Annotated in this window: 18 protein-coding genes; 1 reads left to right on the top strand and 17 read right to left on the bottom strand. The window is 57.2% G+C overall.

Translation table 11 applies throughout. The features are described 5' to 3' along the window. Positions 1-4: 4 nt before the first annotated feature. From FHU12_RS05660 to FHU12_RS05635, 6 genes are all read right to left on the bottom strand, one after another. The gene (locus FHU12_RS05660) at positions 5-496 is read right to left on the bottom strand and encodes a fimbrial protein (RefSeq protein ID WP_230490781.1); all 492 of its coding nucleotides are present in this window, start codon (positions 494-496) and stop codon (positions 5-7) included. Positions 497-505: 9 nt separating this feature from the next. Continuing rightward, positions 506-1,114, bottom strand: a complete 609-nt coding sequence (locus FHU12_RS05655; protein ID WP_141967973.1) for a fimbrial protein — start codon at positions 1,112-1,114, stop codon at positions 506-508. A 30-nt stretch (positions 1,115-1,144) separates the two neighbouring features. Next, positions 1,145-1,903, bottom strand: coding sequence for a fimbria/pilus periplasmic chaperone (locus FHU12_RS05650; protein ID WP_141967971.1), 759 nt, complete (start codon positions 1,901-1,903; stop codon positions 1,145-1,147). Between the two features lie 33 nt (positions 1,904-1,936). After that, on the bottom strand, positions 1,937-4,477 hold the full coding sequence (locus FHU12_RS05645; protein WP_141967969.1) for an outer membrane usher protein: 2,541 nt from the start codon (positions 4,475-4,477) through the stop codon (positions 1,937-1,939). Between the two features lie 56 nt (positions 4,478-4,533). Next, complete coding sequence (locus FHU12_RS05640) at positions 4,534-5,037, bottom strand: fimbrial protein (RefSeq protein WP_141972872.1); 504 nt, start codon at positions 5,035-5,037, stop codon at positions 4,534-4,536. 128 nt (positions 5,038-5,165) lie between these two features. Beyond that, positions 5,166-5,690 (bottom strand): fimbrial protein, encoded by a 525-nt coding sequence (locus FHU12_RS05635; RefSeq protein WP_060420481.1) that lies wholly within the window; start codon positions 5,688-5,690, stop codon positions 5,166-5,168. 775 nt (positions 5,691-6,465) lie between these two features. On the opposite strand from FHU12_RS05635, the gene FHU12_RS05630 reads away from it, so the two are divergent. Next, a complete protein-coding gene (locus FHU12_RS05630) occupies positions 6,466-6,729 on the top strand; it encodes a FaeA/PapI family transcriptional regulator (RefSeq protein WP_141967967.1) in 264 nt (87 codons plus the stop codon). A gap of 56 nt (positions 6,730-6,785) precedes the next feature. On the opposite strand, the gene FHU12_RS05625 is transcribed toward FHU12_RS05630, so the two are convergent. The 11 genes from FHU12_RS05625 to FHU12_RS05575 all read right to left on the bottom strand — a co-directional run bounded on the left by FHU12_RS05625 (position 6,786) and on the right by FHU12_RS05575 (position 20,105). After that, positions 6,786-8,219 carry an EmmdR/YeeO family multidrug/toxin efflux MATE transporter gene (locus FHU12_RS05625; RefSeq protein ID WP_141967965.1) on the bottom strand — a complete coding sequence of 478 codons (1,434 nt, stop codon included), beginning with the start codon at positions 8,217-8,219 and terminating at the stop codon, positions 6,786-6,788. A gap of 114 nt (positions 8,220-8,333) precedes the next feature. Further along, entirely contained in the window at positions 8,334-8,732 is a 399-nt protein-coding gene (gene gspS / locus FHU12_RS05620) for a type II secretion system pilot lipoprotein GspS (protein ID WP_141967963.1), read from the bottom strand. Between the two features lie 78 nt (positions 8,733-8,810). Continuing rightward, positions 8,811-9,011 carry a hypothetical protein gene (locus FHU12_RS05615; protein WP_016927170.1) on the bottom strand — a complete coding sequence of 67 codons (201 nt, stop codon included), beginning with the start codon at positions 9,009-9,011 and terminating at the stop codon, positions 8,811-8,813. Between the two features lie 94 nt (positions 9,012-9,105). Further along, on the bottom strand, positions 9,106-11,223 hold the full coding sequence (locus tag FHU12_RS05610) for a peptidase domain-containing ABC transporter (RefSeq protein ID WP_141967961.1): 2,118 nt from the start codon (positions 11,221-11,223) through the stop codon (positions 9,106-9,108). Then, on the bottom strand, positions 11,210-12,505 hold the full coding sequence (locus tag FHU12_RS05605; protein WP_141967959.1) for an HlyD family secretion protein: 1,296 nt from the start codon (positions 12,503-12,505) through the stop codon (positions 11,210-11,212). Before FHU12_RS05605 ends, FHU12_RS05610 begins: the two co-directional genes overlap by 14 nt. A 74-nt stretch (positions 12,506-12,579) precedes the next feature. Beyond that, entirely contained in the window at positions 12,580-12,939 is a 360-nt protein-coding gene (locus tag FHU12_RS05600; RefSeq protein WP_141967957.1) for a hypothetical protein, read from the bottom strand. 136 nt (positions 12,940-13,075) lie between these two features. Then, entirely contained in the window at positions 13,076-14,017 is a 942-nt protein-coding gene (locus FHU12_RS05595; protein WP_141967954.1) for a fimbrial protein, read from the bottom strand. Between the two features lie 43 nt (positions 14,018-14,060). Further along, a complete protein-coding gene (locus tag FHU12_RS05590) occupies positions 14,061-16,643 on the bottom strand; it encodes a fimbria/pilus outer membrane usher protein (RefSeq protein WP_141967952.1) in 2,583 nt (860 codons plus the stop codon). A gap of 55 nt (positions 16,644-16,698) precedes the next feature. After that, positions 16,699-17,382: a fimbrial biogenesis chaperone gene (locus FHU12_RS05585; RefSeq protein WP_141967950.1), complete on the bottom strand. Its 684-nt coding sequence runs from the start codon at positions 17,380-17,382 to the stop codon at positions 16,699-16,701. A 56-nt stretch (positions 17,383-17,438) separates the two neighbouring features. Further along, positions 17,439-17,978: a fimbrial protein gene (locus tag FHU12_RS05580; RefSeq protein ID WP_141967948.1), complete on the bottom strand. Its 540-nt coding sequence runs from the start codon at positions 17,976-17,978 to the stop codon at positions 17,439-17,441. 648 nt (positions 17,979-18,626) lie between these two features. Further along, positions 18,627-20,105, bottom strand: a complete 1,479-nt coding sequence (locus FHU12_RS05575) for a PhoPQ-activated protein PqaA family protein (RefSeq protein ID WP_141967946.1) — start codon at positions 20,103-20,105, stop codon at positions 18,627-18,629. Positions 20,106-20,113 lie beyond the last annotated feature (8 nt).

The raw sequence follows: 20,113 nt of genomic DNA, 5'->3' as shown, positions 1-20,113 counted from the left end.
CGCGTTACTGGTAATCCACCTTCATGGTTGCGCCGGCGGTAAACTCGCCCGCCGTCAGCTTGGCGGAGGCCGATTTCACCGGCACCGCCTCAAGCGTCGGCGCGGCCGGATAGGTAAAGCTCAGCCATTGATTGACCGGCCAGCGGCGGCCGCCGTTCAGCAGCGCAATGCCTAACCCGTCCTTGCTGGTGCGCAGCAGCTGGCCGTCGAAACCGCTCGCCGCCCCCTGCACCTGCAGCTTGAGTCCGTTGCTGCTCTGCCCGCTGCACGTCAGCGTGTAATTCACCGCCCGCCGATAATTGGCGCCGTCGATGCGGGTGGTCATCACCTCATCGCCAAAGTCCACTTCGATCGGGCGCCCGCCGTTGATGATGCAGGGAGGCGAAAGCACGGTGACCCGCACGTTCACCGTGGTCGCCTGCGCCGGCAGTTGGCCCAGCGCCAGCATCCCCGCCAGCCAGAACGGTGCCCGGCAACGCGTTATCTTCTGTGCCATCGCCTCGCCTCAGTCATAACTCAGCCTAAAATCCACCGTCGCCCGATACGCGCCGGCCATCAGCGGCGCTGCGGTTCGCTCCGGCGTCACGCTGTAGCTCAACGCATCTTGCCCCGGCGTCAACAGCAGCGGTTCCCCGCGGCTGCCCAGACGAACGTCACGGCCGCGGCCGTCCAGCAGGCGCAGCCCCAGCCCGGAGGTGCCCTGCGCTTTCACCAGCTGCGGGTTGTCGCTGTCCGCCGTCGAGCCGAAGCTGACCGTCACCGCCGGCTGATTCGGCGCCCAGGTCAACGCGCCGGTGCGCGCATCACGCTGGCCGCCCGGGGTGCGCAGACAATCCTGCAAGCGCAGCTCGAACGCCACCGGCTGCCCGCGATCGCCGACCTGCCGCAACCGTGCGGTGCCGGTCTCACCCAGCCAGATGTCCTGCCGCGCGCTGGTCATCTCCAGCCGGCAGGCGCTCTCCGTCAGCGCGCCATACACCTGCAGCACGCCATTGGCGCCCTCTACCTGCCAGTTGTCCACCTCGTCGGCCTGCGCCGGCGGCATCGCTATCACGCCCAGACTGAGCGCCAGCAGCAACGCGCCTGCGCCGATTTTTTTCCGTTCTCGTTTCATCCTTTACCCCTGAATGGCTCACAGCGCGGGTTATGACGCCGTCCGTTTCTCCGGCACCACCTTGCAGCTCGTGCCGCTGCAGCTGAAGCTCAGCTGCGGCCGGCCGCCGTAATCATTGATGTAGGTCAGCACCGGGCTGCCGCCCAGCGCCGCTGCGCTGACGGTCAGGCTCGCCTGGCTTTTCGGCGCGATCATGAAAGGCTCAAACCCCTTCACACCCTCGCCGCCCTTTTTGCTGCCCGCATCGACGATGGTGATGTAGTACGGCGTCGGGTTATTGACCTGGTAACGCTCTCCTTGCCTCGTCAGCGTCAACTGCTCCTGCCACGGCGTCGCCATGTCGGTACGGCTCGGCACGATCGCCGCCGGGCGGTAGAACAGCTTGATGCGCGTCTGCAGCGCAATCTGCAGCGTATTGGGCTTGTTGCTCTTCGGCGGTATCTCGCGCAGGTTGAAGTAGTACAGCGTCTCGCGGTCCTGCGGCAGCTGTTTGGCCGCCGGCAGCGCCTGGATCTTGATCTGGCTCGGTTTGCCCGGCTCGATGCGCTGCACCGGCGGCAACACCACCAGCGGGCTCTGGATCTTGTTGCCCTGCTCGTCCTCCAGCCAGCCCTGCGCCAGGTACGGCAGCTGCTTGTTCTGGTTGCTGAGATTGAGGCTGACCGAATTCTGGCCGCCGTCGAAGATCACCCGGGTGCGGTCGAGCGCGATCGCCGCCTGCGCATGCTGCGACACCGTGACGCCCAGCAGCACGAGCGCCGCCGCGGTTTTCAGAGAAAAAGTTTGCATGTTGTCGATAACTCCAAAGTCAGGATGATGAATTTATTCAACCGGCTCCGCCGGCGCCGCGGCGATCGGCCGGCAAGGCAGCAGCAGCGTACGCGTGAGCATGTCGGCCGGCAGCGTGGCAGGCAGCTGCACCTGACACTGCGCCGCGCCGCTCCAGTGAAGCGTCATAATCTCGCCGGCGTTGATGCCGCTCAGGTACACGCTCCCGCCGTCGTTGACGATGCCGGTTTCTTGTTTACGGGCGTTCAGCACCGTGGCGCCGAACGGCGGCGTGCTGCCGTCCGCCAGTTTGACGATCGCCATTGCCTTCTCGCCGGCGATGACGTCAAACTGACGGTAGCCGATCGCGCCTTCGGTCAGAGTGGCCTGCACCACCGAGCGGGTGGCTTCAGCGTTGTCGCCCAGCTTGTCCAGATCGATGCTGGCCTTGTTGCGGTAGTAGCTGTTGACGTCCGCCACCACCGCCTTGCCGAAGCGGTTGGTGCTGACGGTGCTGCCGTAGCCGCGCACCGGTACCCCGGCCACGCCGTTGGTGTCCAGCAGCAGGCGCGTGCCGCCAATCATGCCGACGCGGTGCAACGCGCCGCCTTCCGGCGTCAGCGTCATGCCGCCCTGCGCGGACAGCCCCACGGCGCTGTAGCGCCCTTCCTGATAGCTGGCGTTGGCGCTCAGACGCGCCGCATCGCCCTCGTGGTTGTAGTAGCCGCTCAGGTTGGCCCCGCGGCGCGAGCTGCCGGCGCTCAGCTGATAGTTGTTGTGCTCATCGACTCGCTGGTAGTACCCCACCCGGTTCGTGTTGTCGTTGCGGTTCACCGTGCTGTTGTAGCTGAGCGTGGCGCCGTTGCCCCACGGCATCGACAGCGACAGGTACATGCCGTCGTCGTTGGTTTCGTTGTAGCGGTTGCGGTAGGCCGACAGCGACAGATTCAGGTTTTTTATCTCGCCGAGATCGAAATAGCGCGACAGCGTCAGGTTGTAACGATCGTTGGACGGACGATCCCAATAGGTCTGGTGGCTGTAGTTGAGATAGCTGCTCAGCCCCCAGTCGCGGAACTGCTTGTTGAAGGTGATGGTGTACATCTCCTTGTTGTTGCCGACCCGGCTGCCGTAATAGCGCGCGTCGAGGTATTCGCTCATGCTCATGAAGTCCTCTTCCGAGAAGCGATAGCCGGCGAAGGTGACCTGGCTGTCCAACTCGTCGAAGGTTTTCGAATAGCTCACGCGATAAGAGCCACCGCTCAGCGTCTCATCCCGCTGCGGCAACCGCGCCCGCGACTGGGTGGCGTCGAACGACAGTGCGCCGAACATCATCAGATCGCGGCCTATCCCCAGCGACAGCGCGTTATAGTCGCCGCCCAGCAGCGCGCCGCCATACAGCGACCACCCGTTGCTGACGCCCCAGGAGAACTCGCCGGTGCCGAACAGCGGCCCGCGCGAATGGTGCTGCCAGTCCGACGGTTTGCCGGCGGCCAGCTTGAAGCGCCACGATCCGGGCCGCGTCAGGTAGGGAATGCTGGCAGTGTTGACCTTGAAGGCCTGCACGCTGCCGTCCTGCTCCTCCACCCGCACGTCCAATTCGCCGCTGATGGCGTCGTTGATGTCCTGAATGCGAAACGGCCCCGCCGCCACCTGGGTTTCATAGATCACACGTCCCTGCTGGCTGATCGTCACCTTGGCGTTGGTCTTGGCGACCCCGACCACCTCTGGCGCATAGCCACGCAGGTTAGGCGGCAGCATGTTGTCGTCCGACACCAGGCTCGCGCCGGAGAAGCGGAAGCTGTCGAAAATGCCCGAATCCAGATAATCTTCACCCAGCGTCAGGCGCGAGCGCAGCGCAGAAACGGCCCGATAGGCGTAGTAACGGCTCCAGTCCAACCGTTTGTCGGTGGATTGCCCGCTGCCGGTCTGGTGATTGACCTGCCCCTGCCAGTCGGCGCGCAGGCGCCAAGCGCCGAGGTTGGCGCCGGCGGTGCCGTTACCGCTGACGCTGTACCCCCGCGAGCCGCCCTGCTGCTGCTGCCGGCTCTGGGCGTTGACGTTGTAATCGAACAGCAGGCCCGGAATGCCTTCATCCCAACGCGACGGCGGATCCCAGTCTTCCGAGCTGTATTCCAGGTAGGCCTGCGGCATGCTTAAATACAGCGCGCCCGTCGCCAGATCGCCGCGCGACACCATGCCTTTCAGGCTGGACTCATCCAGACACTCTCCCTGATGCCACCAGGTGAGCGTTTGCATCGCCGCCGATTTCAGCCCCAGCTGATCGACCAGCGCTTTGCCGACGCAGGCGCGGCTGCCGTCAGGTTCGTTGTCCGGCGGATAAAAAGGGATTTTCTGCTCGGGTAACTCACTTCTATTGAGATGAACCACCATGCTGTAACTTCCCGGCATAATGTATCCACTGCGGGAAAATTGGCTTAGGTCGATATTTTTTCGATCGTTCACGTCCAAAATGTCGGCATTAAACTGAATGCCGCCTTCGGCATATACCCACGTTGATGAACTTCCCAGCGCCAGCGTGATACATAACCCCAGCACCTGAAAACGAAATAGCTTCCCAGCAGGCGACAACATCATATCCCTAACCTTATATCGTATAATTCTGGCGTTGCGGCTCGCCGCAATCGCAGCGCTCAGTAATAATCCAGCTTAAAACGCACGGCGGAAAAATAATTCCCGGCACGCATCGGTTGATTATTGGCAACCAGCTTTATGGAATAATTAAGCGACATACTGCCTGGCGTTATATCGCCAAGCGGCAACGGCCGACCTGGCGCGGCAATATTCCCCAGGCCATCGGATATTTGCAACGCGATGCCTTTCGCTTCGCCGTGCACGCCGAATAAATCGCCCTCGGCATCACCGTCGAAAACCACCTGAAACTGCCGCCAGTCCGGTAAATTCGGCTTCGGGCGTTCAAGCGTGCAGTTGATTAATTCAATGGTGAAGGCATGTGTATTGCCTAAGCCGTCGCGCATCATATTTCCCGTCGGCATCACGGCCATATCGATAGTTTGTTCGCGGCTGCCGGCGGCGATCGCGCAAGCGGTATCAATAATGGCTCCTTGCATATTTACGCGTCCCCATCCTTGAGAGCTGGGCGCCGCCGGCACCGCCGGGCTCATCAGCGTGGCCATCAATATGCAAGGAGACACTAAAGGGTGAATAAATCGGCGCACTGAACCTCCTGACAACTGCCCTTCCATCTTGGAAAAATGCATGCGGGGAGCCCCCGCATGCAAAAAGTCACGCCAATGGCGCAGGCTTACTGGTAAGCCAGCTTGAAGTCGGCTACGGCGGTGAAATCGCCCGGAACCACGCTGGCGGAAGCGCCGTCGCCCTGCAGGTAAGCCGCAAAGCGCAGCGTGTTGGTGCCGGCGCCCAGGTTATGCGGAGCCGTGGCGGTACCCAGCTTGATCGGATTGCTGGCGGTGTCGGTGATGGCGATGCTGGCGCCGCTGGCGGTGCCGACGATGCCCAGCAGATCCTTGTTGGCGGCAGAGGCTTTGCCTTCGAAAGTGGTCGTGACGGTTTTCAGCGTCGAGTTGTCACACTGCTCCAGTTTGATATCGAACTGGCGTGGCGCTGATTTGCCGCCATTTTTCAACGCAACGTTGGAAACCTGGCCCATATCCACGGTCTGATCCACGGTCTCAGGAGAAATGGAGCAAGGCGCATCAATAATGGAACCGGTAAACGTCACTTTGCCATGCCCCTGATCGCCGGCATGCGCCAGAGAAGAAACGCCAAACGCCAGAGCCGCTGCCAGCATGATTTTGTTCAGTTTCATAATTCACTTATTCCTTTAATTTATGTAAAAAGTGCAGGATCGCTCCCGTTCCTTTAACAGTTATTTATATAATCCAGAATGAAAACGGTATTATCCGCAGACAAAGCAAACCCTCACGATAATTAAATCGCGTATTTTATTTCATCATTACCCATTTTAGGTATTCAGCAAAACTCACGCTGACGAGAAAGAAAAAAATCAAACCTGCAAATTCCCACAAAAATTTACTACCCATCATGGAAATTACACTAAGATTTAACTTATTCGCTTGTCTTGGCCCAAATATTGTTACAAAAACCGCGACAATTTGAAAAGTCATTTCCGGCAAAAGCAATAAATACGAGATATAAGCCCAAAAACCGCATAGCAAATATATTTTTGCGAAACAACAGATCGTAAAATTAACAACGTCAGTCAATTATCTCGTAAAATATATATCATGCGACATTATTGATCGCCTTTTTTCTATTTGCGTTATAATGATTCGGAAAAGGAAAGGGAGGCTTATCAATTCGGTCTGGTAAAAACCGGCACCGGGCAGTAAACAATGGAGAAAAGATATGAATTGCAGCCATTACATACAGCATAATGAGCATTTAGCCCCCCCGTTACCGCTTCCGATAGGTGAACGCCGCGGGATTATTGCAGCGGAAATATCGGGTTCAGGCAGGCGTTCGCGACCGGTTCAAGAAGGGTATTGCCGGAACAGGGCATTATTTCCCGGGGGACGCTTACCGTTATATCAAAACTCGGCGGAAGCTTAAGGAAGGCTGACATGATAAAACACACGCCAAAACAACAAGAATTACAAAACCTGCAGCAGCATTTATTAACCACGCTGCACCGCCTCTGCCCTGTGTCCAACGGCGCGGCGCCCCCGCCCCCCGGCGAGTGGCCCACTACCCGCCAGCTGGCGGAGTCTAACGACATCACGATCTATCAGGCGCGCAACCTGCTGTTGAATCTGGCCGGCAGGGGCAAAGTTTTGGTCACACCGGGGCCGGTCAATAAATCGTTGCGCTGGTACCCTTCCCTCTGAACGCATTTTTTCTGCCGGTGTCCCCCAGGTTACCGGCAGGCTTCGCGCGAGCGAGACTATCCGGCGTCCGTGCGCCTGACGCGCGGATATTTCCATAGCCAACGCCCGCTGACCATGCGCCAGTAGAACAGGGCGCCGCGCACCGCCCAATCGAAGAACATCCCCAACCAGACGCCCACTACGCCCATGCCGAGTTCGATGCCGAGCACATAGCCGGCCACCACGCGACAGCCCCACATGCCGAGCATCGTCACCCACATGGCGAAGCGGGCGTCGCGCGCGCCTTTCAGCCCGGCGGGCAATACCCAGGAAGCGGCCCAGATCGGCATAAAGGCAGCATTGAGCCAAATCAGGGTTTTCACCACCGTTTTAACATCATCCTGCGAGGTATAAAACGCGGCGAACACCCCGGCCAGTGGCGCCGTGCCCCAGGCGATGGCGGTGAGCCCAAGGGTCGACAGCCAAAAAATATGGCGCAGCTGCCGCTCCGCCTGGCCGATCTCACCTTTGCCGAGCCGCCGGCCCACGATGATGGTCGAGGCCGAGCCCAGCGCGTTGCCCGGCAAGTTGATCAACGAAGCGATGGAGAAGGCGATGAAGTTACCGGCGATCACGTTGGTGCCCATGCCGGCGACGAACATCTGCGTCAACAGCTTGCCGCCGTTGAACAGCACCGATTCGACGCTGGCGGGAATGCCGATCCCCAACACTTCCCACAGGATGCTCATCTTCAGCGGCGTGAAATAGCTTTTCAGCGTGATGTGCAGCGCCGGGTTAAAACCGATCGCCAACACATAGAGAATGGCGATGGCGCCGATATAGCGGGAAATCGTCAGCCCCAGCCCGGCGCCGACGAAACCCAGTCCGTGCCAACCCAGCATGCCGTAAATCAGGATACTGCTGATGATGATATTGAGGATATTCATGCCGCCGTTGATCAGCAGCGGGATCTTGGTGTTGCCCGCGCCGCGCAGGGCGCCGCTGCCAATCAGCGCAATCGCCGCCGCCGGGTAGCTCCACACCGTGGTCTGCAAGTAAGAAAGCGCCAGCGCCTTCACCTCCGGCGAGGCCGCCCCGGCGATCACATCGATGATCGGTTCACCCGCCAGATGAATGCCTGCCGCCAACAGCAGCGCCACGCCGGTCATCAAGACCAGGGACTGACGCGCTGCCGCCCGCGCTCGCCGGCGATCGCGCTTGCCGAGGCTGAAGGCCACCACCACGGTGGTGCCGAGATCCACCGCGGCAAAAAAGGCGATGATCACCATGTTGAAGCTGTCCGCCAGCCCCACCCCGGCCATCGCCTCTTTACCGAGCCAGCTCACCAGAAAGGTGCTCAGCACCCCCATCAACAGAACGCAGGCGTTCTCCAGAAAAATGGGCACCGCCAGCGGCGTGATTTCGCGCCAGAACAGCACGCGGTAGCTTTTCCGTTTGGCGTACCAGGGCGTATTTTCCACGCGCTGACGCAGGGCGGCATACAGGTTCAAGGTGGGCTCGATGGATAAAAGTGAAACATCATTTCAAATGATGAGCGATAAATCGTTATCCTGCAAAGAATTTTTGGGCGCCCGCGACGAGCGCCCGAAAGGCACACCGTCGCGCTACTCCATGTAATCTTCCTGATCGGCCTGCGCCGCCGCGATAAAGCGCGCGGTGCTGCGGCTGAGCGTGGTGCACTTATCCGTCAGCAGCTGATTGTCCTGCTGCAGAGTCAGGTAGCGCGCCTGGGTGAGCGCCGGCAACTGCCGATACCCCGCCGCCTGCGTATTCCAGCCGCGATGCTGCGCCGCTCGCATCGCGGTGCGTTGCAATTTAACATCGTCCGGTACCTCACTGCGCCCGCAGTCCACGCGCAGGAAGTGCCCGCCGGCCAGCATCGAAGCGATGTGATCCAACTGTGCCTGCAGCGGCGGCGTTGGTTTATGCGCCGTCTGCTGACAACCCGCAAGCAACAGCAACGCCACCGCGCCGCAAAGAGACGTGCGAAACAGAGTAGACATGGGAGCTCCCGGAAAAACCTGTGGGTGATGAGATGATCTTAGGTGAGCGAATGCCGGGCGGCAAGGCGGGCAGCACGCTTAACGGCGACCGCTGCTGACCTTGGTGGCGCGGGCGGGGTTGCCGGCGACGAATTCCAGCGTGGGGGAATAGTAAAACGGCAGCCAGGCGTTATAGCCGCTCTCCCACTCCCATTTGACCGGGCAGGGCCACAGCATGTCTTCATGCAGGATGTAATAGATCCACCGCCCGGGCGGACGGCGCGGTTTGCGCATTTTCATAGCGAGTACGGCGGCCTGATGGCGTGCGATAAGGTTAACTGCTGCATTTTACCGCGATTTGGGCTGCGGGGACAGCCCGGGTTGCCGGCGAGCGTTACCCGCCGCTCGCGGCCCCCAGCGCCACCACCCTATCCGCCGAGTCGATCGTCGATTTTCTGTGGGCGACAATCACCCGCGTGATATTCAGCGAAGATATCGCCCGGTTGATCGCCAATTCATTCTCAACGTCCAGATGGCTGGTCGCTTCATCCATAAACAGCACGCTTGGTCGCCGGTAGAGGGCGCGTGCAATAAACAAACGTTGCTTTTGCCCGCCGGAGATGCCGTTCCCCAGCTCTCCGATCAGGGTTTCGTAACCCATCGGCATCTGCATGATTTCTTCGTGAATGTTGCTGTGCATCGCACAGGCCACAATCCACTCTTTATTGGCGTTGACCTCGAAGCCGCTGATGTTTTCCGCGATTGAGCCGGAGAATAACCGGTCGTCCTGCAACACGCAGGCGATCGCATTGCGGTAGTTATTCACGCCGATTTTATGGATATCCATCATGTCGGCCAGGATCTCTCCCGAGGTCGGGTTGAGCAAGCCGCACATGACCTTCAGCAAGGTGGTTTTCCCCACGCCTGACGCCCCGACGATGGCGACGCTCTCGCCGGCGGCGATGCGGATATCCAGGTCTTTAAAGATCGGCCGGGACAGCGCGTCATATTGATAGGTGAGGTTTTTAACCTCCACGGCAACCCCCTTGCCCGGTTCGAATACCCGCCGTGGCGCGGACTCCGCCTCCGCATCGGTAAAGACGATGTCGGATATCCTCTCATTGTGCAGCGACAGCATGCGCAGGCCGATCGCCAGATCGATCAGGCTGGAAGCCCGCTGCGAGAACTGGCCGCGATAGGCGTTGAACGCCATGAACATGCCGAGCGTCATAGAATTGTCGATGACCATCATGGCGCCGAGCCAAAGTATCGCCACCTGATCGAGCGTGGTGATAAAGGTATTGATCCCACCGAACATCATATTGAAACGGGTAATTTTGATATTGGTATTGGCGGCATCGACATTCAAATTGAGCCAATAGCTGGAGCGCGTTTCCTTGATGCCCAGCGCTTTGACCGTGGAAATACCGTACAGCGTCTCCATGAAATGCGAGTTGGCCTTGGCCGCCTTGACGATTTGTTCCTCCGAGAATTGGCGGTAGGTGCGGTAGGTCATCATCCTGATGAGGATGTAGACCAGGGTGAAGCCTGACACCACCCAGACCAGCCAGCCGCCATAGACCATCATCATCACGAACAAGCCGACTGTCATGATGCCGTCGATGATCCCGCCGACGATATTATTGGTAAAGGTGGTTCTGATCGCATCCAATGAGGAAAACCGCGATTGGATATCCCCCAGGTGCCGTTTCTCGAAAAAGTCCAGCGGCAGCTTCAGCAGATGTTCGAACAGCGTCGTCTTCCACTGGATATCGGTCAGCGTCCCCAGCACGATGGAAATCCAGGCCCTGGCGATGCTGACCACGGCGCGGAACAGGGTGAAGAAGATCAGCCCCAAACAGATGACCGTCAGCAAGCTGTAGTCATGCGCCTGAATGACATGGTCGGTCACAAGCTGGGTCCCCACGGGCAGCAGCAGGTTGACCGACTCAATGACGAGCGATAACGCAAAAATCTTGAGCAGCGTCCCCGGCAGCCCCTCGATGTTTTTCATCAAATCCAGCAGGCGTAAACGGGTCTTTAAGGTCTCTTGCTGAAAAGCCTTGTCGGGCCACAGCTCCAGCGCAATGCCGGTAAAATGGTTCGACATCTCTTGCAGGCCAATCACTCGGCGCCCGAAGGCAGGATCGTGAATCACAAAGCCCGCGCGCTGAACCTTAACCAGCACCACGAAATGGTTCATGTTCCAATGCAATACGCAGGGCGTTTTCAGCTGATTGATTTCATCGATGTCCAGCGACAAGGCCCGCGTCTTCAGCTGAATTTGCGCCGCGATTTGTGACAGAGTGCCCAGGGTCGCGCCCTGGGTGGAAATGCCGAACCGCTGCCGCAGGCTCAGCATATCCACATTAAATCCGTAATAAGAAGAGATCATCGCGAGGCAGGCCAGGCCGCACTCCGATGACTCCGACTGCAAGATGCTCGGCACCCGTTTACGCAGAGAGAACGTTAACTTTTCGTTGATCCGCTCAAAAAGATTATGATCCTTCATCGACTCTCCCCACCACGCTGTTTTTTATGTCATACAAAGGCGCGACCGCCCATTGATAAAGCGGTTTCTTATCCAGGAAAACAATCACCCTGGCCTGCAGCCCACTGCTGATCTCCAGATATTTTCCTTTGTCGCTGAATTGCGTATCGCTGATGGACGCCAACACTTTGTAGTAGGCGTTCCGCTCCCTTTTATTGCCGCTGCTGTATTCCGCCATCTCCTGCGGGGAAGCCGGAACCGAAGAGATGGATTCAATGCGCCCCGGAAACTGGCCGAACTTGTCCGAGGGAAAAGCCTCGTAGCGAATGTTGATGCCATCGCCGATTTTCACGTAGGGCAAACTGTTATTCGGCAGCCACAGCACCAGGTAATATTTGATGTTTTCAATCGGCTTGATCTGCGCCAGACTGCTGCCGCTCTCGACCACCTGCCCGGCGGTCACGCTCAGCGACTCGATTTTCCCCTTCAGCGGCGCTTTGATAATCACCTGGTCGCCGGCGTTGGATTCCGCCAATTGGCGTTGCAGCTCGCTGCGTTGCGATTCGCTTTGCGATATTTGATTGTCGTAATCGGCGGCGCGAATCAGCAGATCGCTACGCAGCTGCGACAGCTGGATATTTTGCTGAATCTTTTGGCTGTTGAGCGCCTGATAGGAGCTCTGCTGTTGCTGAAAGAGCGAACGCTGATAATTTAGCTGATCTTTGGTAATCAGCCCTTTCGTCAGGTAATGCTCGTAGTTTTTCAAACTCTCCCTCATTTTTTCCATGCCGTCTCTGGCACTGAGGTTCAGTTTTTCCGTTTCTTTATACGCTATCTCATAGCTATCGATCTGTTTTCTCAGGTTCTCCAGCATCGCGTCTTTGTTTTTTTTCAGCTTGCTGATGATCGAATCCAGATTGCCAATCTGTTTGTTGATTTCACTCGCGGCAATATGGCTGACATTACCTGATGCCGTACTTCTGGAAACATCAATGATATAGAGCGGCTCGTCTTTTTCCACCACGTCACCGGCCTGGTGAAAAGATCGATTCACGTAACCATATTGGGAGGAAAATACGTTCGTCGAATGCGGAATGCTGATCACTTCGCCCTCGACATCAACCCTGCGCGTATACTCACAAAAATAGAGTGCGCCCGCTAAAATAAGAATAAAAATAAAGCACGTAACGGTAATCACAGAGCTCGACGCGCCGGAAATTAACAGCGCTCTGCCGGTCCATCGTTGACGTTGATAATTGACCGCCTCCTGGCGGAAAATATTTCTGCTCTTATTCTCACTCATAGGGAGAGCCTGCGCATGCCTGACCGAAAGACAGCCGCAGCAAGAGCGCTGCGGCCTTGGACAACGATATTGATTTAGCTGATGGTGCCGTTAATCAGCCCATCGAGGCCTTTTTTGGAGTATTCCAGGGTGGTGTCCCAGCCGATAACAGCTGCGGCTACGCCGCTGGCCACCCCGCCCAGGATGCCGCCGGCAACCATGCCGACGCCCTGGCCAATGGAGCCGATGCCCAACAGGCCACCACCGTCGCCGCCGTGCTTACCGCCGATAACGGCGCCCGCCATGCTGCCAACGGAGGCGCCCAGAGCAACGGACGACACGGCTTCTGCGGCATTCGTGACGGCACTGCCAATCAGACCGGCCAGCCCATTGCTCATATCCCAGGAATAGGCGCCTGACACTTCATTCATTTCGATAACAGACAGTTCTTTCATTGGTTAATCTCCATATTTAAACGGACAAACACAGCCATACATGCGTGTTGTCATTACATTGGCATCGGCCTGCAGCGCCGGATGCCACCAATAATGCCGCGGGAAAAGACGGCATTATATTTTTGATGCGGCTCCCTTAATTCTGCGTAATGGTGAATGTCATGACGGCATCGGCCTGCCCGGGGCTAATATCCCCCGTCTGCTTATAACGCGCCATTAAGGGAATTCTGATCTCTTTTTCGGCAGCGGTGTGATAGTTAATCGGCCGGGAAAACGTGAGCGGATTACGGTTCTCGTCCAGGATCTCCACGGCAACGCCCTTTGCCGCATCAGAACCGTCGGCAATAGCGATCATGCCTACGCCCGGCGAATTTCCGGCCGCTTCAAACGTCACCTGTACCGGAATATTGTCTTCCTGGCATTGCAGGACCACGAAGAAGTTACGTTCGGAAGACACGGCGCTGCTGCCGACTCCATTAAACTCACTGCGTTTTGGGCTGCCTAAGTCCACCGTTTGATTTTTATAATTCAAATCCACCAGGCAGCTTTTCTGAATGACCTTCATGCCGGAAATACTCAAGTCCAATACCGAGGTCGAGTCCAGATAATATCTGGCGATAATCTTCCCCCCCATATCTCCGCCGGTTTTAATCGGGCCGGTTTTGATAAACGTCAGCCTGACATCATTGCGGTTGATCCACGGCGTCAGCAGGTTGGGCGAAATCGCCGTATTGAAAGGCACGTTCTTATTGCTCTGCCACAGGTCCGAAATCGTCACGCCTACGCCGTCGATGCCCGTTTCAAATACGCCGGGCAGCGCACTCGGCGTCAGCGGCGACAGGGAGCGATAGGCCACCGAGCCCGAGCAAAGAAAAGAAAACGTGGTGCCGCTGATGCTGTTTTCCGTACGGACAGCCAACTGTTCGCCGATTTCAATACGCGGATCCACGGCCAGCGTCAGCAACCCCATGCGGATGGTTTTCGCGTTGGTGGTACAGGTGCCGGCATACGCCACCGTCGTTAGCGTCGCCAGCCATAGCAGAGCGCCGTAACCGAATATCCTGATAAAAACGTTCATTTTCACTCTCACTTAACAAGTCATGATGGATACGGAGCGAGATCTATTGGCAAACGCCATTGAGGGTTTGGATCCCTGCGGCGGGTTTCTCCGCCGGCAGTTGATAGCTGATGCGGCACTGATGCTCGGTATTTCTCCCCCACTGCACGATGAGCCGGCCTTGTTCCGCCATGCCGGACAGATAAACCAACCCATCACCACCAATCAGGAACGGCTGCGCCGAATGATCCGCATCGCGGACGCTGGCCCCCAGAGGGAGAGGCACCCCATGTGGATCCGTGACTCTCATCAGGATCCTTTTGCCGACGTGCGCCTTGAAATTCGCCCGGCTTACCGCGCCGCGGGTGGGCGTGACCGACTGGTTGGTCAGCGCGAGATCGACATCATCCGGCAAACTTTCCACATCAAGACGAATCGAGTTGTTGCGATAAGGCGTGGCGTAAGGAACGATGGCATAGCCGCGCCAGTCGGTTTTCACCCCAACCTGGTTGCCGACCGCCACATCGCTGGCGCCGGCCGCCGTCACCAGCGCGGCCGTCTCACCAAAGGGCTGGCCGAAGGTGACGCCGTCTTCGTGGGCAATCACCCCCCCTTTCACGCCATAGTTGACGCGCTGTTGGCTGCGATCGTAAGCGTACCCCGCGACGAGTTCGCCGTAGGTGGCGCGCCAGTCAAGGTTGGCATTGCCGCTGTTATCCTGGCCCTGATTGCCATACCCTTCCTGTACGCTCCAGTTAAGGTTGTTGCCGGCCAGCGCCGTGCCGTTAAGCCCCGCCGTATGGCTGGTATTGCCTTTTTGGCTGGTATTGAGGCTATAGGTGGCGTAGGTGTTGCTCAGCCATTTTTCCAATGGCACGCTGATATTGAAGGCAAACAGTTGGTCACGATCGTAAATACGCCGTTGCCCCCGGTCTGAGTCACCGTAAATCGCCTGTGAATTACGGTTATAGCTGTAGTTAAAACCGTAACTGATGCCATTCCAGCTATTGTTGTAACCCGCGCTCAGCGATTGCATGTTGCGCTCGGAATTCCAGTAATCTTCGCTGACCGCGCTGAGGGAAAGCGAACCGGCTCCCTCCCATAAATTCTGGTTGAGCGTGATCTCGGCGCGATTCTTACGGCGGTCAGTCAGGGCATAGCGATTGCCGCTGCGGTAGGTGTCCAGCACTTCCTGCAACCCATAATAGCCGCTGGTCGAATAGCGGTAGCCGGCAATGGCAAAGTTCGTGCCGGTCGCTACGATGTTTTTGCTGTAGCGCACCCGCCACGACTGGCCGTCGCTTTTCGGCTGATGTTCCTGTTTCGCCCAGGCCTGAGTCGCGTCCACCGACAGGGCACCGAACTCGCCCAGGTTTTTACCCACCCCCAAGGCCAAGGATTGATACGGGCCGGCGAATTGTCCGCCGCCATAGAGGGTAAAGCCGGCCGGCAAGCCATAAATCAGGCTGCCCTGCGAGAAAACCTTTTTCTCCACGCTGTGATCGTAGGTGCGGTATTGACCGGACGTCAGCGCGTATTTCAGGCGTCCTTCGCGTTGCAATACCGGCAAGCTGGCAAAAGGCACGGTCATATGCTGTTCGCTGCCGTCCGCCTCTTTGATGGTCACGTCCAAATCGCCGCTGCCGCCGGTCGGATACATGTCAGAAATCTCGAACGCGCCCGGCGCGACGTAACTCTGGTAGATGACATAACCGTTTTGGCGAATGACCACCTGCGCGTTGCTGCGCGCGATGCCGCGCACCACCGGCGCATAGCCGCGCAGGCTTTCCGGCAACATATCGTCATCGGAGGCCAGCTGCGCGCCGCGAAACGACACGCTGTCAAACACATCGGACGGACTGCTGCTTTCACCCAGCGTGAGCAAGCTCTTCAGGCTGATGATATTGCGCTGGGCGTAGGTATAGACGGTATCCCAGCGATCTTCAGACTGACGCCCGCCGCCGCCGCTGTTGTAACTCCAGGTGGTGTAATTCCGCACCCGCCAGGCGCCCAGATTGAAACCCGGCCGCAGGTTGAGGTAGTAGCTGCTCGCGCTCTGGGTAAAACGGTCGCGCCCCTTGCTGTTGCTGCCGGTGAAACCGTAGTTGAGCAGCATCGCCGGCATCCCTTCATCCCACAGTTCGGGCGGCACATAGCCGCGTACCCGATTTTCCAACGCCGCCTGGGGGATGCTCAGCACCAGCCGCTGGCGATTGAATTGAAATTGCGCCGAGGCCTGCGGGATGGCGGCCAAATTCGCGCACTCTTCAGCGCGGTTCAATGCGGGAAACAGCTCGATCTTCACGCCGAGCCGTTGTAAATCTTCTCCCGTCAGGCAGGGCTGCAGGCCGGCTTTATCGCCGCCGCCGGGCTTGATGACAAACCGTATCTCACGCGTTTCCATCAGCATGTCATTCACCCAAATATCCACCCGATACTTGCCGGGCACCTGGTTGCCGTTTTCAAACACCGACAGGTCAATATGCTGTTGGCCCGACCGCCCCGTTTCCAGCAACGCCGGATTGAAATAGTCACGGGAAAAAGCGGGGTTGGGCATGTTGCCGCATACCGCCGTGGTTGCCGTGAATAAGACGATGCGTTTCAGCCAAGCATCCCGCTTCGCTGCTCTACGCTGACGAGTTATCATTCATTAGCTCCATTATTGAATTCGTTATTCCTTTCCGCCCCCCATCCCCTGGCGGTTAAATACCTGACTGATGCTCCTTGCCGGTGCCGCCGTAGTCGTTAATTAATTTCCAACTGACCGACGACGCGCCTGAAACCGGTAATGAAAACATTTCACTGCTCATCGGCGCGATATAAGTCACCTCTTTCATTTCGCGCCCGCCAATGCGAACATAATGAAAATTCATATAATACGGCGTGGGATTGGTGAGTTTTAATTCCTTGCCGACGCGCTGCCACGTCAACCGTTGGGTCACATCCTCGGGAACCTGTTTGAGCAGCGCCGCAGGACGATAAATCAGTTTGAGGCGCGTTTTTACCGCAATTTGCAAGGTGTTCGACTTACCCATGTGTTCTGTCGAGGGAATGGACTTTATATTCATCCAATACAAACTCTCTTTATCCTGCGGCAAGTCATCGCCGACGCGGACGATACGCAGCATATTCTCCTGATGCCCATCCAGCCGAAATAAAGGCGGCGTAATGATAAAGGCTATCTTATCCACGCCGCTCTGTTGATTATCCAGCCAGGACTGAATTAAATAGGGTTCGTTGTCCGGGTTGTCGACGCTGATTGAAGCTTCTTTTTTTTCACCGTTAAAAATTACTCGCGTTCCGCCGACAACCACACCGGCCTGCGCCGTAGAAAAAAATAATAATAAAATTAATCCCATTAGGGCACTGCAGCGATTAAACCGCATAATATTATCTCCGAGGCAATACGGCCCGCTGGAAACCAGCGGGCAAGAAAATATTATCAGTTGTAATTCAGCGTGAAGGTCGCGACGCTATTGGCTTTACCGGCAGTCACATCTGCAAGCGTGGAAATATAACGCGCGGTAAAATCAAGATTGTTTTTCACGCCGCTGCCGGAAGCCAGCGGATAGGCCGTTGAGGCCGTGTAAAGCGGAAGAACATTGTTAGAAATATCAGACAGCTGGATGCCTACGCCCGTGGCGACATCCGTTTCCTGGGTCAGCTGCAATACGTTGCTGTCACCATTATCGGCCGCGCCGTCGAACTTAACGGTGGCGCTTTTTACCGTATCCGGACAATCCGTCACTTCCAGCGTAAATTTAGTCGCCGAGGACGTGGATCCCTTGCCCCCCGCAAATGCCGTTCGGGCCACATCGCCCAGAACAACATTTAATGGATTACTCAAGTCATTTGTGACCTTGCACGCGGCATCAACAATATTCCCGGTAAAATTAACCTGCCCGTCCGCCGCCAGGGCCGGCAAAGCACTCGAAAAACTCGCCGCAACCAATGCCAACATAATCACTTTTTTTTCCATCATGGGTACTTCTCCTTTTGATTGGACAAACTTTAAAATATCCCTACCACGGCTAATCCGTGATAAGGCGAATAGGAGCTCCGCCCCTTTCACAGTTAATTATGCTTGGCTTTCCCTCTTTAGCAATACATAAAATCAATGTAAAGATGAGAAAAGATAATTACCCCGAATTGAATTGGCATCATTCTTATTTTTATTTTAAAAAAACCAAAAAAAAGGCGTTTCTTGATTCATTCATCTGGCCGAAAAGGAAAGGTTTATCAGCGTACTTCACACACCACCCACAAGATAATCCACTCATTCCCCCTTCAATGAATGCGCGCAAGGATTAATCGTCACAAATATGAAAGACACCGCACGAGCGCGAATAACCGGAGAGGTTTTTTATTCTTGCAAGGGGAAATGACGAGCCGACGGAGAAACCAGAGGATGCAGCGAAAGTTAGGCGTTCAGAAGCGGTAAAACATGGGGGCGTGCTTTCTCTTAAATAAGAAAACGCCGACAATAAAATCAGCGTAATCATGCTGCGGGAAGGGAACCGCCCTCGATCATCAGCGATTCCATTCCGGCGCAGGTTAATTCAGCGATGTGGCCGCGTTCTCTTGATGCTCAATTCATAACAAACACTTCTCCGTCTTATTTTCAGCGGGATTAATCGTCATGGCGATAATCCTCCCCCAGCCCTCGGCCCGGTAAGGTTTCACACGCCAGGCCATCGCCCGCCGGTGCGACGATCGGGTAGCGATCGTCAGGGGTGATAAATACCTGCGAGGTCGCGATATACCCGTCGCTAAACTCGGCTTCGATAAAGGTGGCCTCCCAACCCTGTGCAGGGGCGTTCAGCCGAAATTCGCCGCGGTTCGCCTCCAGCGGCGCCGAGGTATAACGCACGCCGCACGAGTAGCGAAAATCTCGGGCCGTGCGGTTATGCGCAGTCCAGCGCAACACCCTGATCGGCGGCTCGGAAAAGCGCAGCGTGCGCTGCGCCGTCTCTGAGCCGTTGCTCTGCACCTCGATCGTCGGTAGCGCAATATCACGTTGACGACGGTTGACCAAGGCCAGAACCGCGCGTTCGGGGACCGTGCGTTCGTCGCCGGCGATGGCTCGCATCGAGACCTCCCCCGGCAACTTATTCAAATAAAACCGCGTGCTGTCGGGTGGATAACGTTCGTCGCCGCCGGCGACGATGAAATACTTCGGCGCCGGAGACCGCCCGCGCTCGGCCAGAGGGGGGTATTCGATGGGATCTTCAATCTGCATCAGCTTGTCAAACGCCGGGGTCTCTATGCGCCGATCGATGCCCAGTTGGTAATAAGGGTGAAATGCCAAAGGCCAACGCCCGCCATACGTGCGATAGGTATGCTTCATCACCTGCCGCGCCGCGATCCCGTCAGGGAAAATGGCGGCCACGGCATCGATGCGCTCATCTGAAAGCGCCGTCAACATGGCCGTGGTTCCTCCTTCAGACACGCCCGCGACGATAAATTTGTCTATCCCCCACTGGCGCAATTCGCGCTGCGCCAACGTCATGGTTTGCGACAACGCCGCCGTCATCGGGATATGGAGCGGCATCATCAAATATTCATCGGCATCATCCAGGAACAATCGCCATCCTCTGGCCCGGCTTTCCGCCCCTGAGCGGCGCCGCCCCTCATTTTGGTATTCCAGGTACGGGTAAGGCAGCCGATTGACCACCACCACCACCGTTTTGCTCTGCGCCGCCAGCGCCTCGGCGGAAAACGCCGGCTTTTGATTGCCCGACGTTCCCGGGCCGGCGGCGCTGCACGCGCAGTCTTCGCTCATCACCAGCAACGCTTTACCGGTGAATGCCCCGTTGGGAATATAAATGTCCACGTCGTGCCACCACTGCGTCGGCCGGATCGCGTCTTGCGGCGACCAGGATTGCGACATCAGCCGATAATGACGAATTTCCGTGTCTTGACCGCTCTCCACGCTTTTTAATGAAAATGACAGGGGCAGCGTGGCCAGTTGCTGGTTATAGCAAGGGATCACCGTCTGTAATGCTGGGTGCTCATCGGCGAAGCAGGTGTCTTCCTCCTTGGCCGCGGCGTACCGGCAGACGGCCAAAGCCAGCCAAATCAAGGTAATATAAGCGGAGATCTTTAACATTTTTCCCC

Origin of the sequence: Serratia marcescens (assembly GCF_006715005.1) — a bacterium.
GTDB lineage: Bacteria > Pseudomonadota > Gammaproteobacteria > Enterobacterales > Enterobacteriaceae > Serratia > Serratia montpellierensis.
This window is presented reverse-complemented; position numbering and strand designations above follow the sequence as displayed.